Origin of the sequence: Limosilactobacillus sp., assembly GCF_040772465.1 — a bacterium.
GTDB lineage: Bacteria > Bacillota > Bacilli > Lactobacillales > Lactobacillaceae > Limosilactobacillus.
Genome location: NZ_JAXGYB010000001.1, coordinates 58,145 through 75,111 on the forward strand (window position 1 = coordinate 58,145; position 16,967 = coordinate 75,111).

13 protein-coding genes are annotated in these 16,967 nt (G+C 39.2%); 6 read left to right on the top strand and 7 right to left on the bottom strand.

Features of this window, described 5'->3' with window-relative positions:
* Window positions 1-36: 36 nt before the first annotated feature.
* Window positions 37-465, top strand: coding sequence for an IS200/IS605 family transposase (gene tnpA, locus AB3114_RS00180; protein WP_367341247.1), 429 nt, complete (start codon window positions 37-39; stop codon window positions 463-465).
* A gap of 16 nt (window positions 466-481) precedes the next feature.
* Entirely contained in the window at window positions 482-1,642 is a 1,161-nt protein-coding gene (locus AB3114_RS00185; RefSeq protein ID WP_367341248.1) for an RNA-guided endonuclease TnpB family protein, read from the top strand.
* 624 nt (window positions 1,643-2,266) lie between these two features.
* On the opposite strand, the gene AB3114_RS00190 is transcribed toward AB3114_RS00185, so the two are convergent.
* The 6 genes from AB3114_RS00190 to AB3114_RS00215 form a co-directional block, all read right to left on the bottom strand.
* The gene (locus tag AB3114_RS00190; RefSeq protein WP_367341249.1) at window positions 2,267-2,527 is read right to left on the bottom strand and encodes a Txe/YoeB family addiction module toxin; all 261 of its coding nucleotides are present in this window, start codon (window positions 2,525-2,527) and stop codon (window positions 2,267-2,269) included.
* Window positions 2,527-2,790, bottom strand: coding sequence for a type II toxin-antitoxin system Phd/YefM family antitoxin (locus AB3114_RS00195; RefSeq protein WP_367341250.1), 264 nt, complete (start codon window positions 2,788-2,790; stop codon window positions 2,527-2,529). Before AB3114_RS00195 ends, AB3114_RS00190 begins: the two co-directional genes overlap by 1 nt.
* Window positions 2,791-3,114: 324 nt before the next feature.
* Window positions 3,115-4,359 (bottom strand): site-specific integrase, encoded by a 1,245-nt coding sequence (locus tag AB3114_RS00200; RefSeq protein WP_006500725.1) that lies wholly within the window; start codon window positions 4,357-4,359, stop codon window positions 3,115-3,117.
* Window positions 4,346-4,684, bottom strand: a complete 339-nt coding sequence (locus AB3114_RS00205) for a DUF3173 family protein (protein WP_231125437.1) — start codon at window positions 4,682-4,684, stop codon at window positions 4,346-4,348. The genes AB3114_RS00200 and AB3114_RS00205 overlap by 14 nt, the downstream gene beginning before the upstream one ends.
* An 18-nt stretch (window positions 4,685-4,702) precedes the next feature.
* On the bottom strand, window positions 4,703-5,428 hold the full coding sequence (locus tag AB3114_RS00210) for a hypothetical protein (protein ID WP_006500726.1): 726 nt from the start codon (window positions 5,426-5,428) through the stop codon (window positions 4,703-4,705).
* 19 nt (window positions 5,429-5,447) lie between these two features.
* Window positions 5,448-8,027 carry a hypothetical protein gene (locus AB3114_RS00215; RefSeq protein WP_123835522.1) on the bottom strand — a complete coding sequence of 860 codons (2,580 nt, stop codon included), beginning with the start codon at window positions 8,025-8,027 and terminating at the stop codon, window positions 5,448-5,450.
* A gap of 441 nt (window positions 8,028-8,468) precedes the next feature.
* Between AB3114_RS00215 and AB3114_RS00220 the strand changes: the two genes are divergently transcribed.
* Together AB3114_RS00220 and AB3114_RS00225 are read left to right on the top strand one after the other, a co-directional pair.
* Complete coding sequence (locus AB3114_RS00220) at window positions 8,469-9,587, top strand: hypothetical protein (RefSeq protein ID WP_152739061.1); 1,119 nt, start codon at window positions 8,469-8,471, stop codon at window positions 9,585-9,587.
* A gap of 163 nt (window positions 9,588-9,750) precedes the next feature.
* Window positions 9,751-10,044, top strand: a complete 294-nt coding sequence (locus tag AB3114_RS00225) for a hypothetical protein (RefSeq protein ID WP_367341251.1) — start codon at window positions 9,751-9,753, stop codon at window positions 10,042-10,044.
* On the opposite strand, the gene AB3114_RS00230 is transcribed toward AB3114_RS00225, so the two are convergent.
* Complete coding sequence (locus AB3114_RS00230; protein WP_273773726.1) at window positions 10,039-10,380, bottom strand: helix-turn-helix domain-containing protein; 342 nt, start codon at window positions 10,378-10,380, stop codon at window positions 10,039-10,041. The genes AB3114_RS00225 and AB3114_RS00230 overlap by 6 nt on opposite strands.
* Before the next feature lie 162 nt (window positions 10,381-10,542).
* Between AB3114_RS00230 and AB3114_RS00235 the strand changes: the two genes are divergently transcribed.
* Both AB3114_RS00235 and AB3114_RS00240 read left to right on the top strand, forming a co-directional pair.
* Window positions 10,543-13,701: an SEC10/PgrA surface exclusion domain-containing protein gene (locus AB3114_RS00235; RefSeq protein WP_367341252.1), complete on the top strand. Its 3,159-nt coding sequence runs from the start codon at window positions 10,543-10,545 to the stop codon at window positions 13,699-13,701.
* 24 nt (window positions 13,702-13,725) lie between these two features.
* On the top strand, window positions 13,726-16,830 hold the full coding sequence (locus AB3114_RS00240) for a Rib/alpha-like domain-containing protein (protein ID WP_367341253.1): 3,105 nt from the start codon (window positions 13,726-13,728) through the stop codon (window positions 16,828-16,830).
* Window positions 16,831-16,967: the final 137 nt, after the last annotated feature.

Sequence of the window (16,967 nt, forward strand, 5' to 3'; positions counted from 1 at the left end):
CACATGGACTAACTCAAATATGATATAATTATTGGCATGAAAGATACTAATAGACTTACATATGGGAGAACATCTGTCTATAATCTGAATTACCACATCATTTGGGGTACCAAGTATCGCAATAAGGTGCTTACCGGCCATGTAGAGGAGGTATTTAAGGCCTTAGTACAAGATATTGCGAAACAATATGGTTTTGACATTGCCCATTTGGAAATCGGTAAAGATGATCATGTTCACCTGCTAGTAAGCGCACCGCCAAAATTATCGGTGACGAATATTGTCCGTTGGTTAAAAGGCATTACTGCTTATCAGTTATTTCGCAAATGTCCCGAACTGCAAACTAGTTACTGGAAACAGCAGGGACGTCACTTATGGTCACCAAGTTACTATGTTGAAAGCATTGGTGCAGTAAACGAACAAGCGGCAGCCAAATACATTGATGATCAGCGTAAAAAGGAGCAATAGAAGTGAGGTGAACGTAGTGCCTAAAGTGATTAAAGGGGTCAAACTTCGTTTGTACCCTAACCAGGCCCAGACCAATTTAATTTGGCAGATGTTTGGTAACGACCGCAAAGTCTGGAATTTAATGTTGGACATGGCTCAACAACGTTACCAGAACAATCCACATAGTCAATTTGTGAATGAATATGGCATGAACTATCTCTTGAAACGCTTAAAGCAGGAATATCCTTATTTAAAATTAAGTGATTCCACGAGTTTCTTAGTAGTTAACCATAATTTGGCCTTGGCTTTTAAAGCTCTTTTTAAGCACCGTGGTGGTTATCCACGCTTTAAATCACGGCATCAGCTACGGCAAGCCTACACTGGTCGCTCAGTTTGTCGGGTAGAAGCTAAGCGGCGCATGAAATTACCCAAACTAGGTAGTATTCGCACCAGCAAGACCGGCCGATTAACCCACAGCAAAATTAAACGCTATACGCTTAGTTACGACCCGACGGGTCGCTATTACTTATCATTGCAAGTAGAAACTGAGGTTGAGCAGTTGCCTAAAACAGGTCAATCCGTGGGCATTGACGTAGGTATCGCTGACTTAGCCATTGCTTCTAATGGGATCAAATATCCTACATTCAATGCTCATTGGTATGAAAAACAGGTTATTAAATGGCAATCTAAATTTAACCGTCGTAAAAATATAGCTGAAACAGCGGTCAACCAGTGGAATCATAACCATAAAACTATCAAAGAAGACTTGAATGATTACCAAAACTGGCAAAAAGCTAGAATGAGGAAAGCCCGTTATCAAAAAGCAATTGCCAACAAGCGCCAAGACTATTTGCAAAAGCTGACAACCGATTTAGTTAGGAAATATGATGTAATTGTGATTGAAGATTTGAAAACCAAAAATCTACTCAAAAACCATCATTTAGCTAAATCGATTGCCAACGCTAGTTGGCGTCAGTTCCGGATCATGCTGGAATATAAATGTACCTGGTATGGTAAAAAACTGATTACCATCAGTGCCAAGGACACTAGCCGAATCTGTTCAAAATGTGGCTTTAACAGCGGGCCCAAGCCCTTAAAAATTCGTGAATGGACGTGTCCGCAATGTGATGCCCATCACGATCGAGATATTAATGCGGCAGTTAATATCTTGCGTAGAGGATTAAAAGCCGTTGGCTAGGGACTAGCCGTGGTAAAAGAACGAAGTTCTGTAAGTTGGGTAGCATGAATACATGCATAATACCCCAAATACTACTTCGTGTTCCCAGAAGCTCGGTCATTCATGGCCGAGTAGTTCACCATGTTATGGGAGAGGCACTAATAGTTATGATGGTGAAACTATTACTCCCATACTTCTCCATAACAGACAATCCTCGTTTTTCAATAACGACGATTACTCCCCTCATATATAATCACCCCAAATCAGCCACTGTGATCCCCCAAAGCACAGTGGCTTTCTTTTAGGGATACGTAAAAAGAAGTGATTGCAGTGGGCAATTGTTCATTTGTCAATTCCTCTTAATTCGTTACTGATGCAAATTGATGTAACTAATGTTAGTCGTGCATGGCCTCTTTGAAAATTACTAGATGATCATACGAGCATACGTTTAATGTATACTTAGTACATTAAACAACAGCAATTCGGCTTTGACGCGTCATTGCTGTGTTTCTTTAACTATGTAAATTTTTAAAATTAGCGAGAATACTTCTACTTCAATTATTCTCCCATAAGCAATTACTAAGCGGGAACTAAATCGTCCACTTAACACCTTGTGGTGCCGATAATCTATATATTTGCATTATTTTACTCATAATGACTCCAAGCCGACCAAATTGTAACTATTTGATTAGCTTCATCCACTGTATAAACTACACGGTGTTGAATATTAAGCCTTCGGGAATATTTTTTAGCCATCGGCGGTTCCAACTTTTCGAAGCTTTGATTGTGCTCATACGGATTTCGTTTTAATTGATCAGTAATTACAAGAAACTTATTTTTCAAATTACTGTGCTTAAGCTTTTTTAAATCAGTTTTGGCTGAATTTCTAATTCTTACTTGATACATCACAACTTATCCCAATCAATATCATCAACATCCGTAAAACCACTGTCGTCTTGCTCACGCTCTTTAATTTGCTTATCTACCCCATTGTTAACTAAAAATAAGGTTTCTTGAATCGCGTTCCAATCATCTTCGCCGATGATAACAGCTCCCTTTTCATTATTTTTTTGGGGCTTAATAACAACTGGCTTGTTATTCTTGTTGACACCTTTTAAGATTTTAAAAATATTCTTTCGTGCTTCGGTTGGGGTATAGATTTGGTCCATAAAATCATCTCCATGTACATGTTCCTGTACTTCAATTATATATTATGTACTGAATAGTGTACATGTATATGTTATCAATTATCTTTGCCATCATTTGTATATTACATACAAATTAGGTGATTAGCCATTTTCAAAAACTCCGACTACAATTCGTCTAGATGATAATCTCAAAGAAAAGATGGGCAAAAAAGCAGTGCCATCAAAACAGCACTGCTTTTATTATTCTATTCGTATTCTTATGTAGAAGCCCTCTCAGGAATACTGCTATATCAACGATTAGGCCACATTAATTCAATTACGGTAGAAAAACGGTAGACAACCTACTTACATCTTAACGTACTGATTACCCGAAAAATTAACTAGTGAATGATCAGGATGCGACATATTGCTCATAGCTCCGTTCAATTGATCGGCAACTTCCCGATTGCGACCACGCCACATTTCAGCATAATATTTTAATGTTGTTGTTGGTTTTGCATGGCCTAGACGTTGCGACACTGCTAAAATGTCCACATTGTACTTATTAATAAGCAAACTAGCATGTGATGCCCGAAGTTCCTTAGCTTGAATTCGGTGGACACCAGCCAAATCAGCATACCTATTTACAATATTATTCACGCTTGAACGATGCATCGGCTGGTCAGTCGCGCTTAAAACATAATGATCATCACCCTTTTGAGGTAAGTTATCATATTGAACTTTTTTCCACCACTTTAAAAGTTCAACCAGATCCTGTGGAATATCGATCGTTCGCATTCCACTTACTGTTTTTGTATAGTTTTTGCGCTTCTTACTTGGGTCTTTTGTGTTTGTTAAAGTATGATCTACTTTGATATACCCATGATCTAAATCGACATCATTCCACCATAGCGCCAATGCCTCAGATACACGCATTCCCGTAAAGTAATATAAGTTAAGCATGGTATATGCCAAGGCACCTTCAACGTCACCAAGATAGCATTTAGAAACTACCTGCTTAAACTCTTCCAAGGTCCAATAATTAATTATATGATGTCCCTTTGAAATTGCTCCCGTAATCTTCTTTTGACGTGATGGATTTTGGGACAGATAATCTAATTCAACTGCTGTATCTAGAATTTGTCGAAACAGGCCATAGACCATTGAAGCAAATGATTGTGAATATCCGGTATCATCATCTAATAACCAATTTCGGAATTTCAAACAATCACTCGGTTGTAACTTTGAAAGGCGCTTATCTCCAAATCTTTTAATAATACTTTTAAAGATAGGTTGCCGCGCCATCCATGTGCTTTCCTCAACATTGTTCTTATAAGTAGGCTTAAACACGTCATTAATAAATTTGCTAATTGTGACATCCTTCGTCATTATAGTTTTACCGCTATGATACTCTTCTTGAAGACGTTCAACCTCTAGATGAGCATCACGAGCAGTCTTAAATCGATTACCTAGACTGTCTAGTCGTGATTTCTTAATAATCTTTTTACCGGTTAAAGGATCTCGACCAAGATACAGACTATAGTAAAAGTATGCTTTGTGTCCGTTCGTTGCTGGTTGTTTATATACCGATTGATATTTAGTTGTGGCCATTGGATTCACCTCGTAAAGGAAATCCTAAGATGACATTTTCTACAATAACACGTGGTGCCACTTCTAGTCGAGGATTTGCCCAAAAGTGTTTACCTCTCTTGACCATAATTTGACGTGCATCATGCAAAATAGTTTTAGCTTGATTGCGACGGAATCCTAATGACATTAATTCTTCCTTATCAACGGTAGGCCGATCACGTTCTCCTTTCGTTGACAAGCCATTTGTGTCATAATGATGTTGTTGACAATTCAATAGGTTAGTTGACAAGGACTTTGCATTATTTTGGTCGGTTGCAAAGTCTTTTTCTATACTTTGATTTTCCACGATCACTGACTCCTTTCTTTAGAATAATTGGCAGTGGTTGTACATAATGCATCGTTCTTGAGCATTTAGATTGTAAAACTTCTTAAACTCTTTATGACTAACATCACATTCATCCATCAATTTTGAAATTTCATCAAATGAAACTAGTGCATTCGGCTCACCATTCCAGAACAAACCCACCGGTCCTAAATTGGAGAAGAAATCTTGACGTAATTCCAGTTTTTGTAGGCCACTGAACGCTTGAGCACTATAACTATTGTTAAACATTTGCTCTCGTACCATTTCGGATAGAGAGAATAGATTTAACAAACGTTGTTTATTTCCCCGATTCTTACTCTTATTTACCTGATGACGTAGTTCATATTGCACTTCTGGATCATTAATTACTTCATAAAATGCTCCCCGTAGAAAAATCTTTTCTGTTACTGAATATTTAGACAGGAAGTCATTGAATTGATCTAAATTAATGAGCAGAAACTTACACCACGAGTCAACAGTGCCTTTCCCCAATCGAGCATAATCTTGAGCATCAAACAGCTCACCATGATCACCCATCCACTTACGAGTCTTTAACAACGCAACTGGATCCACATCTGCAAACGATTCACCGGGCTTGGGAATTACAACTCCTCCATTTTCAATACATTGATTCTTAAGGGTTAAACGAGTTAGAACATCTAGCAAAATAAAGATCGGGCCCATCTCAACAAGTGGCACTGGATTTTCATTTTTATTAATTTTCATTAGTGAACTCTCCTTTTATCTATTTAAGTTTGAAATTAGCAATGTTTTCATTAATCTGAACAGTGACTAACTTACTATTTTTACCAATTTGACTAGTGGAATTAAGCATCTGCCAAAACTTAGTCTCATTGCGGTGATAGTAGTTGAGGCCTTCTCTTGTTAACTTAATTGTTTTAATTTTGTCAAAGCCATCTCGTTCCACCGGCACTTCAAATCCCTGCAAAAAGGCGTCTAATTGATTGATTTGTGATTTAACATTCTTATCCTCATTCCACATGATTACTTCAGTATTAGATAAGCGGGTGATGAGATTGTAACGAGGTTCAATTGTCTTCTCTACAGACTCACCATAACCAACTTCTTCAAGTGAATCACTGCCCACCAGATAAGGATCACCATTTTGCTTATATCGCACATGGAAATCACACTTTTCACCTACGAATCCATCAACTTCGTCAAGTAGCTTTCCCGGATGATCTTGAAATGCCTTTTTGGCTTTTGTTTCTAATTCGTCCATCATCGAAATAACCTTCTTTGCAATTTTTGTCATATCATCATCAGTTAAATTTTCATTGATAACCGTTCGAAAAGTATGTTGACTCTGTTGCGTATGCACATAATCATAATGACTAACCGGACCAGATCCGGGTTGATAATTTATTCGTGATACAGTAATCACAGTTCCACGCTTGTTGGGCGTGGTTGCAATGTTAATCACAACCGGTATTCGTCGCAATACTTGGCTAAGTTGTGCTACGTAACTTTTTCCAGCATTAACATCATTTAAAATCAATTTCCAATCTTGATAATCCTTCTTATCAAGATAACCAAGTTTACTAACACCTTTCGCATAATGTAGTAGGTCATTAACAAAATCAGTAATGCCATGAGCAAAAACATTCGTCATAAACATATACCTAACATTCCACGGAATGGCATTATGGTACCGTGAGCCTACCTGTGGAAGCTTATATGGATCTAGTGAATCCTTAAAAGATTCCCAGGTGAAGCTCGCTGGTGAAATTTCATCCATCACAACACTATTTTCTGAATCATATCCTTGGAAAGGATCAAACGTGATTCCATCAGACTTTGCCACTACCTGAAATGGCTTTCGTCCTTTGTTTAATGACATCAAAAGAGCATTGGCTAACCGTGTTTTCCCAATGCCACCGGTTTGGGCTAACACTGCAACCGTCAGCATATTTCTCTTAAAGGATGGATCATCAATGATTGCTTGCTTCTCACTTTCAATAACCGCATTAACTCGTTTCATAAGATTAATATTTCCTAGTAGGTAATCAGCATCAGCATCTTCAAAAGAAGCATGTAAAAGTAGTTTCCAATCTGTAAATTCGATTTTTCGTTCTCTTAGCCAAGCCATAATCTGATTGAAGATATTGTTCACTGACTTCTTTGAAAAATTACAATTTCCTACTTTTTTTGTACCTAATTTGTGCAGTTGTTCTAGCATTTCAAAGGTAAACAACTTATTTGACTTTGCGTCGCCAACATATTTTTCCATCGTGTGATGGGATCGATTGAATGGTGATTGTAATACGCGAATGATTTCTGCATGAATACCTTCTGCAACTAACTGATTATCATTAACACCCGCAATTGATTCATAAGTCTGGCCAGGTTCATCCTGCAACCATGAAAGAACCTCACTTGTAGAATAAGCTGCTTTCTGGTCTTCAATTGCTTTCTTGCTTTGATGCACCAAATATTGAAGACTAGCTTGATAATGCTCAGGAATATCAAAGTTTTTAATTGATCCCAGCAGAGAATCAAGGAACGTGTTCATTCGATTAATCAAGTCATTTGTATCCTGAATATTCTCATCTATCCATTTAAATGTCTCAACAAAATCTTCAAAGTTGAATCCCATTGCTTTCATGATTTGGTAACGACTCATCATCATCGGTAAGTCAATTACTATGTGAATGTGAGCTTCCTTATGTTCTGGTGTACTTTCACGCTCGTTATTGTCGTAGTCCCGGGTATGTGCAATCGCAAATGCTTCAGCGGGTCGGTCACGTTTTAGATTCTGAATAACTCGTTCTATCAAATTATCAATCTTGTTGACTACCCATCCGAAAAAGCCATCTGGGACTGGGTGACCTTGCGGATCAGTTTTGATTACCTCACCTTTCGAATTAAAAGCTGTACCAAAGTTAGCAACATTAGTAAAGCGATCATCACCAACAAGTTTATCTCCGTGGTGCACTAGTTTGCCTTGACCATTCTCTAATACTGACATTTCCCCGAAGCAATCCGGAGGTAGCTGACATTGATGCTCAATATAAACTGGTGAGTATCCAGGATTACTCTCATCATTAATTTTGGGATTACATACAGTAAATGCCCAATGAATAGTAACAGCCCATTTACGTGATAATTGGCTTAGCAACTTTGCTATTTTGAGATACTTATCTAATACCTCCAGAATCTTATCTTGGTTTTCATCATCCAACCGCTTCAACAACTTTTTAGCTAAAGAAGTAATTACTCGATGAAGTGGCTTAGTAGAATGACTCATATTTTGAATCTTGGACTTAATATAGTGAAGACTATCTTTTGTTTTCTTTTCTGACATATGGTCAAACCTTCTTTCTATAATTAATTGGCTAAACGTTGAAGTATAATGTAGACAAGGAATTTTCATTTATCCACGCTTGATATACTTCTTTTAACTACTGATGAAATCAACCCTCAAATGCACGTCACGCCGATGTTTAACAGTTCTCCAGGTTGTTCTTTCGGAGAACTGCTTGACGGAGCGGCAGTGAACGGCGCAATGCGCCGTTAGGATTGTGATATTGAGTGTGTCTGTTACTAACCTATGAACTCATTTGCCCAACACTCCTTTCATCTTTTCATAACGGCAATTTAGCATTTCTGCTGCATCGCTTAATTATGTTATACGCGTAATTCGTCCCAGACACATTAAAACGGAACCCAGTGGATTCCACCAGGTTCCGCAAAGTTCCATTACAGAAAATTATTTAATTCTCATCATAAAGAAGGCATTACATTAATGAGTAAGATCACTTTTGCACAACTGGTCAAGGTCATCCTCACTGAAATACCCGATTCTACCCAAGAAGAAAAGCTAAGTAAGTTATTTGATTGGTTAGCAGATTCTTCCGTTAATCGTGAAAATATTACTATTTCTAAAACAACTGCAAGTCGTATTCTAAATGATAAAGGCTTCAGTAAAGCCGCTGACTCCTTAAAGAATCGTTTTAAATCCGAAGAAGAATTTGAGAAAGCTCTTCGTCAATCAATAACAGACGATTCATTAACATCACTTAGCGATTGGTTAAATAAAAATAAGATTACGGATGGTAGCAAAAAGGTATATCCATCAACAGCTCCTAAAGTTATCTATAAAGAACTAGAAGAAATGATTACAGATATTGCACTTAATAAAACTTCTTCAAAATTTCTCGGTTATTCTGGCAATTCTCAAAATACATATTCCGATAAAGCTCATTACAATAGTATGTTCAAAGATATAAGCGACATATTTATCGCTCGGTTTCCTGATTCCAAAGAGTTTCAGAATTCTTTCTCAGTTTTGGCTACTCACAGCAATAAAGTAAATAGTGAGGTAATTAAAATTGACAAGCGATATTGGCAAACAATTAAAGGAAAAATCAACAAGTCATTATTAATTGTTACGAGGGTTAGATATACGCTGCAAGACACAGTAAAACAAAACAACCATCCATTCGGAAAATTAGCTAACGAAGAGTTGCCAGTCCATATCGATGACGAAGAAAACTACAATATTAGACGTGACAAAAACGGAATTGCTTATTACATTGATCAACAAGGTAGGAAGCTGAAAAAAGATGATAAACCAGTTAAAGCCTTTAAGACAATTGCTGAACTTAATCCTCCCATTCCTGACTTTGCATATTTGTGTGAAATAACTTCTTCTAAGGAGCTAAAAATTCCAGATTCGGATAATTTAATAATCCAACTAACATGTCACCAGATAGCAAAGATTCACTACAACGTTATTTGGAATTATCGACAATACTTCGGAATACCAGACGATATATTTTTCAATAGTAGTAATGATAATAACTATCAATATATCTCCAACATTGACATTCTAAATCGATTAAAAAGAATATTAATCAAATAAAGCCGGACTTCCGTTTCTGGAAATCCGGTTTTTTATTCTGAATTTGTATTTTTTTGTCATTTTCATAGCTTACTTCAATCCATTTTTAAATGAACAATCGTAGTCAGGCAGAACCTGACTTACTTGGCCTATGCTCAATAAAATGAAGGAGGAACAAAATATTATGAGTACTATTACTAATGAAGAAAGATTAAGGTATGTAGACAATCATCACTTAACAATTAATGAACATACGATAATCAAGGTAGAACCAAACTTTCTATTGAATAACCCAGATGATGCTGAAGGCTATGTAAATAACACATACACTGACATATTCTTAACCTCATCCGATAATGACGGAAACACGTTAGCCAAAGGACAATATGAAGACTTAATAAAATATATTAATGTTCATGTTGCTGAACATACTAGATCTAAAGGTAAACGTAATACAGAAGACTCGATTGCATTATAATTTAATACTCTTCAATTTTAGTATGTGCAAAAACAGTTCACTGTATTCTTTGTTTGTTTGTAAATCCAATTTGCTTAGCTCATATTCAAGTCGATACTGCTCTGCGCTAACTGCCACATGCTCATCACTCTCACCGGTTACCAATTCTTCCATTGGTATGTTAAGAACCTTAGAAATACGATAGAGAGTTAGTGCACTAACATTACTCATGACACCTCTCTCAAGTTTCGATAAATAATGAGACGTGAGTCCACTTTGCTCTGCAAGCTGTTCTTGAGTCATCTTCAACAGATGACGTTGTTCCGCTATGTTTCTTCCTATATTATTTACTGTCATTTAGAATCTAACCTTTTTATTTAAAGGTTAAAAATTAAATGATTATAATATAAGGACCCATAAGGTTATACTATATAGATAATAGTGACATTTCAGGATTACAGTATTAAAATGTAGGTGTCAATTTCTGTTATAGAATTTATAATTTGGGAGGATTTCCTAATGGATACTAAGAAAAAAGTAATTATTACTACCGCTACCATGGCTGCGGCGGTAACAACTGGTGCAATTGCTACTACTGCACATGCTGACCAAGTAAATGCAAATGTAAACACTAATACCAATACACAAACGACACAAGGTCAATCCGACTTAAAGAAGGCACAAGACCAAAGTCGGCAAAACTATGCTGATGCTAAGTCAGCTAATGCCGCTGCACAAGCCGACTTGAACAATGCTCAGCGTGCTAATGTTAACGCTGAAAACCAACAAACTGCCGCTAGTGCACAAGAAGCTCAAGACGCTATTGCCCAGCAAAACGCACAAGATTCAGTTAATGCTGCCAGTGACGCCTTAGCAAAGGCCCAATCTGACGCTGCTAAGACGGCTAGTAATCCAGCTGCCGTAGACAAAGCTCAAAGTGACGCTAATGCAGCTTCTCAAGCAAACTCACAAGCACAAGCTGATTTGAGTCAGGCTAGTGAGAATGTTAAGACGGCTCAAGATCAAGCTGGTAAGGCTCAAGCTAGTGTTAACCAAGCACAAGATCAAGTAACCCAAGCTAACAACAACGTCAAGACCGCATCTGACGCTGTTAGCCAAGCTCAAACTGACTTGAACAATGCTAAGAGCCATCAACAAGCTTTGTCTGACGCACAGCAAGCTGTAACTTCTGCACAAAGTCAAAAAGACGCTTCCGACACTAACGTCAACAACGCTCAAAATGATTTCAATTCTAAGCAAAGTTCAGCTAACAGCGCTAAGACTAACTTGGACAATGCCAAGAAGACGTTGGCTGATCTTAAGAACAATGACCACGAATCAATTCAGCAAACCATCCAAGTAAGTTCTGACTGGATTAATCTCGTTAAAGAAATCCAAAACCGTTTCATGAGTCCCAATAACACTACTGATCTAAACTTTACTACCGATGAAGGAAAAAGATATAGCCAATTAAGCACAACAATTGCTAACAACGCTCACTATATTTCCGATCCAACACAAAGTGCTATTCCCGTTAGAATTAACACAGATGGTACATTAAATCAAGCAGATCAAGAAGACGCAACCATTTTTGTTGTCAACCTTATTAATTCAATTCGCCAACAACTCGGTTTTCCATTACTAAATGTAACTAAGCAATCTCTTGAAATTGGCAATAAGATTGCTCAACAATATAATTCTGACAATTGGAATGTTGATCCATATATCATTGATAATGACGGAATGGTACAGTTCAACACTGACGATCCTCATTTTGGAGACCATGATCAAAATGCTATTTACAATAATGGCGGTGGAAATGAAGCCTTAGTAGGAGGACTTTACAACGTTCATTACGATGATAATGGAAAAGCAACATCCATCACTTATGATAAGAATTGGGCCACAAATCGTGATCAGCTACATAAGATTCTTTATGACGATGTTGTTGCATGGATCTTCAATGATGGAAGTAATCCAGGCCACGCTAAAATATTGCTTGGTATGCACACCAGCAATGCTAACATTGTAAGCAACCACGCATCAATTCAATTCGACAAGTATAACCAAGCTCACTTCAACGTTGAAAAGGATCAACCAGATACTTCAGCTGTTATTCCACTAAACAACAACAGCTCAAGCAACAACGCCGATCAAATTAAGTCAGCTCAAACCGCAGTTAACAATGCTCAATCTGCTTATGACTCAGCACAGACTGCTTTAGCCCAAGCTCAACGTGCACTGGATCAAGCTAAAAGCTCACAAGCTTCAGCTCAAAGCAAGCTTGCACAAGCTCAAGCTAACTTGCAACGGGTACAAGCAGAAACTCCTAGTGTAGACGATGCTCAAGCTAAGTTGACTGCCGCTCAAAACAAGCTGGCTAGTGCTAAACAAATGGCTCAAAATGCCCAAAAGGCTCTTGAAAATGCTCAAGCTACCAAGACTAATGCCGATCGTGCCCTCGACCAAGCTGAAAACACCTTGGCTGGTGCTAAAACCAAGGCAGCTAATGCTCAAGTTGTCCTGAAGCAAGCTAACGACAAGTTAAATGCTGTTCTTGGTGCCAACAAGAAGATTGAGGATGCTCAAGCTAAGCTTGACGCTGCTAAGGCTGCCTTACAAGTTGCTAAGAGTAACCATGACACTTCAGCTAAGAAGTTGAGTGAAGCTAAGGACGCTGTTAAGGCTGCCCAAGACAACTTAGCCAAGGCTCAAGCTCATGCTGACGCTACTGCTAAGGCATTAAACAGTGCCAAGGAAGCCCTGATCACAGATGCCAAGGTTTACCACGACTCAGTTTCAATCAAGCCGGTTACCATTCACAAGGGTGAAAATGTTCCAGCTCCAGAAATTGCTAACCCAACGGCACAAGACCCAACTCAAAGTCTCGTTATGGGCGCTTATCTAAAGCTCGCTGCTTCTAAGCTTGATACTATTCCAACTGGTACCACTGCCGTATGGAGCAACAAGGCACAATTAGCTAGTGACGCTCAAATCGTCGGCAACCACCAAGAAGGCGCTACTGTTACCTTCCCAGATGGTTCAACCATGACACTTAATGTTCCACTGGTTGTTCTCGACGATGAAACTCCAGTCACTCCAACTAATCCAGGAAAGCCAGATCACGGTAAGACTGACGATCATGGTACTACTCCAGTAACACCATCTAAGCCAGACCAAGGCAAGACTGATGACCATGGTACTACTCCAGTAACACCATCTAAGCCAGACCAAGGTAAAACCGATGACCACAAGGGCGACGACAGTCATACGACAACGCCATCCAAGCCAAGTGACAATTCACACGTCACTACACCAAAGGATGACACCAAGACTGATACAACCACGAACACTACTCTTCCAAGTGATGCTCATGTTGTAGATGGTCAAGTTGTTAATGCTCAAGGTCAAGTCATCCCAGGCTTCAAGGTTGAAAACGGCACAATCGTTGCTAAAAACAACAATGCAACTACTGCCTCAGTTAACACAACTGCACCAGTTGCCAGTGCTACAACCATGACTCGTGAACAATACCGGGCTAGTCAAAACAACAAGAGCAACACTAATGCTAAGACCTTACCACAAACTGGTAATCATAACCAGGCTGGTTTAGTCGGATTAGGAATCGCTACTTTGATTTCTATGTTTGGATTAGCTGCTACTAACAAGAAGTACTAATCTAATAAAAGGAGACAAAATATTATGACTAATAAAAAGAAGATTATTACAACCACAGCTGCTATGGCAGCAGTAACAGCAGGTGCTGTAGCTATTAATGCTAATACTGCTCATGCTGATACAGTTTCTACTGAAGCTCAACAATCAAGTACTGTTCAACAGCCACAAGCTGAAAATGCACAACAGCAAGCTCAAGATAAGTATGTTCAAGCCAAGCACGATTTGAATACTGCTCAAGGCAACTTGAACCAAGCACAAAGTCAAGCTGACGCTACACAAACTGCTTTAAACCAAGCTAGTGATGCTCAGCAAAAAGCACAAGACGAGTCTAATAAGGCTAACCAACAAGAATCTCAAGCTAGTCAAGCTGTAAATGCTGCACAAAACACATTAACTAACGCTGAACATACTGCACACGATGCGACATCACAAAATATTAACGACGCCAGTCAAGCTGCTAGTCAAGCCAATCAAGCCGTTAATAATGCCCAAGCAAATGTTAACGATGCGCAACAAACTGTAAATCAGACGCAAACTGATCTTAACAATGCCCAAGCAAATGCTAAGTCTGCACAGGACCAAGTCAATAAAGATCAGCAAGCAATTAATCAAGCTAGTCAAGCTATGGACACTCAAGGTGCTAAAAAGGCGCTTGATGATGCTAATGCTGAATTAAATACGGCTAAAGCTAACCAAACCAATGCACACCAAGCAGTTACTAATGCTCAAAAAGATGTAAATAATAAGCAAAGCGCTGCTAACCAAGCTCAAACGGCTGCCAACTCTGCATCATCTCAAGAGGCAACTGCCAAGCAAGCCTTAGATACCGCCAATACCAACGTTAATAGCAAGCAATCAAAGGTTAATCAAGCACAACAAGCTCTTGACAACGCACAGCACCAAAGCACAACCGGATCCGTTACCGACCCTGCTAGCTGGGGTATTACTGTGACAGCCACTCAAGATGCTAAGAATGCTGCTAATCAAGCTAAGCAACAGGGCTCTGCTGATTATGGCCTTAAAGAACGGATGCTTAATGGCTTAACTGTCACTTACACGCCAAGTTCTCACGATCGTAGCGTAGTGCTTACTAATACAAGCATCATGTATGCTATTCATGGCGTTTTAAATTCGCTGACAACTAACAACTGGCAACTAAACATCCAAATTCAAGAATTCCTTGCCGCAATGCTCAACGGCATTCACCAAGCATTGGGAATTGACAACACCGTCATTCCAAATGAAGCTTTAATGCGTGACGCATCAACCTTTGCCAACAACCCACAATTCAAGAATACTGCTTGGGGAACCCGCGTAAATTATTCTGGACTTCATACTCAATCCGCCACTGAATTTAACGGTAGCGTAACCTTAAGTTATGGTGACGAAAATAACCCACATCAAGGATTTAATGTCAATGGTTATAATTATGGTCTGCCAGGACACAACCTTGATTTAAGTAATTTAAAGAGTCTATTCGGAACCATCTTACTTAAGGGCATTGACGGAGAAGGTGGCCCTACTTGGTCTAAGCTCAGTCAACAAAATAATATTGCTTCTGACTTAATCCTTGGTACTAATCTTAATAATGGTACTAAGACCTACTTTGGCGTTGCCTTCAAGAACTCAACCGAACAAGGCGGTATGTACAACGGATTCTATGAAACTGCAAAGGATGCACAAGTCTTTGATCCAGCCGTTGCCAATGCTACTACTTACGGCTTGTCAAGTTCATCAACCGCCGATACTAATGCACTGCAAGCTACACTTAAGAATGCGCAAATGGCACTAAACGACGCACAGAATCAACAACGTCAAGCCCAAGCCGCATACAATACTGCCCATCAGGCTAAAATTCAGGCTGACTCTCAACTCAAGTCCGCACAAAACGCGCTTGCCAGTGCACAAACTAAGTTGACGTCTGCCCAAAACTCAGCCCAAGCATCTGACCGCGCCGTTGCTTCTGCTCAATCTAAAGTTGAACAAGCACAACAAGCTTACAACAATGCTCAAGCCGACGCAGCCACTAAGCAAGCCAAGCTTCAAGCAGCCAAAGACCAATTAGCCAAGGATCAAGCAATCCTTAACACTGCTCAGGCTCAAGTTGCTCAAGCTACGAAAGCTCTAACCAACGCTAAGTCCACATTGGCTTCAGCTCAAAATGATTTGAAGACTAAACAAGACCGTGCCCAGACTGCTAACCAACGTCTGCAAGACTTACAAAACGCTCAAGCTAACGTAGCTAAAGCTCGTGAAGCACTTCAAACTGCTCAAGATAACTTAACTCGGGCTCAAGAACGTGCTCATAATGCTCAATCCGCACTAAACCTTGCTAACGACACCCTTGCTAAAGCCCAAGCTGCTAATGACAAAGCTCAACAAGCACTTAAAGCTGCTCAAAATGACTTTGCCCAAAAGCAAGCCGCATTCAATCAAGCTAAGGCTAACTTGATTTCCGACGCTAAGCAATATGGCGATAACGTCAAGATTAAGAATCCTAATATTACCATCACTGAAGGCGATCATGTTCCGGCACCAGAACTTGATAACACCTTTATCAAGACTCGTGAGAACTCAGAAATTGATTCCTTGCTAAGCGATTTTGCAACAATCACTGGTGGTGACCTACCAGAAGGAACTACTATTGCTTGGAGTAACCCAGCCAAGGTCAACAACGATGCTAACCATGCCGGTGAATACACCGAAGACGTAACAATCACCTTCCCAGATAGTTCAACTATTACTCGTCAAATCAACATGACGGTTAAATACAACCCGGCATTGCACCGTAATGAAGTAACTATTCCAGCTGGCACGCACGTTCAAGGCGACCATTTAATTGACTCTATTGGCAACGTCGTACCTGGATATAACGTTGTTAATGGCCAAGTCGTTAAGACTACCAACACTGCCACTGGTTCTAGTTCCTCTGTCAACTACACCACACCAACCACTGGTGCCGTCACTATGACTCGTGAACAGTATCGTACTAGTCAAAACAACAAGACCAACACTGATGCTAAGACGTTACCACAAACTGGTAACCACTCTGCTTTAAGTTCAATTGCTTTAGGTGTCGCCGGACTGATGGCCGGATTAGGTCTTCTCAAGGTAGAAAAGCGCAAGTAACATTTTATATTAAAACAATAAAGGGAGCTTACAATGCTCCCCTTTTATTTTAAAATCTGTTGCACTTAGATTGTAAATACTCAATATATATATATTATTTGACCGACAAGTCGGTCTACCTAGCTCTATGAGTAATA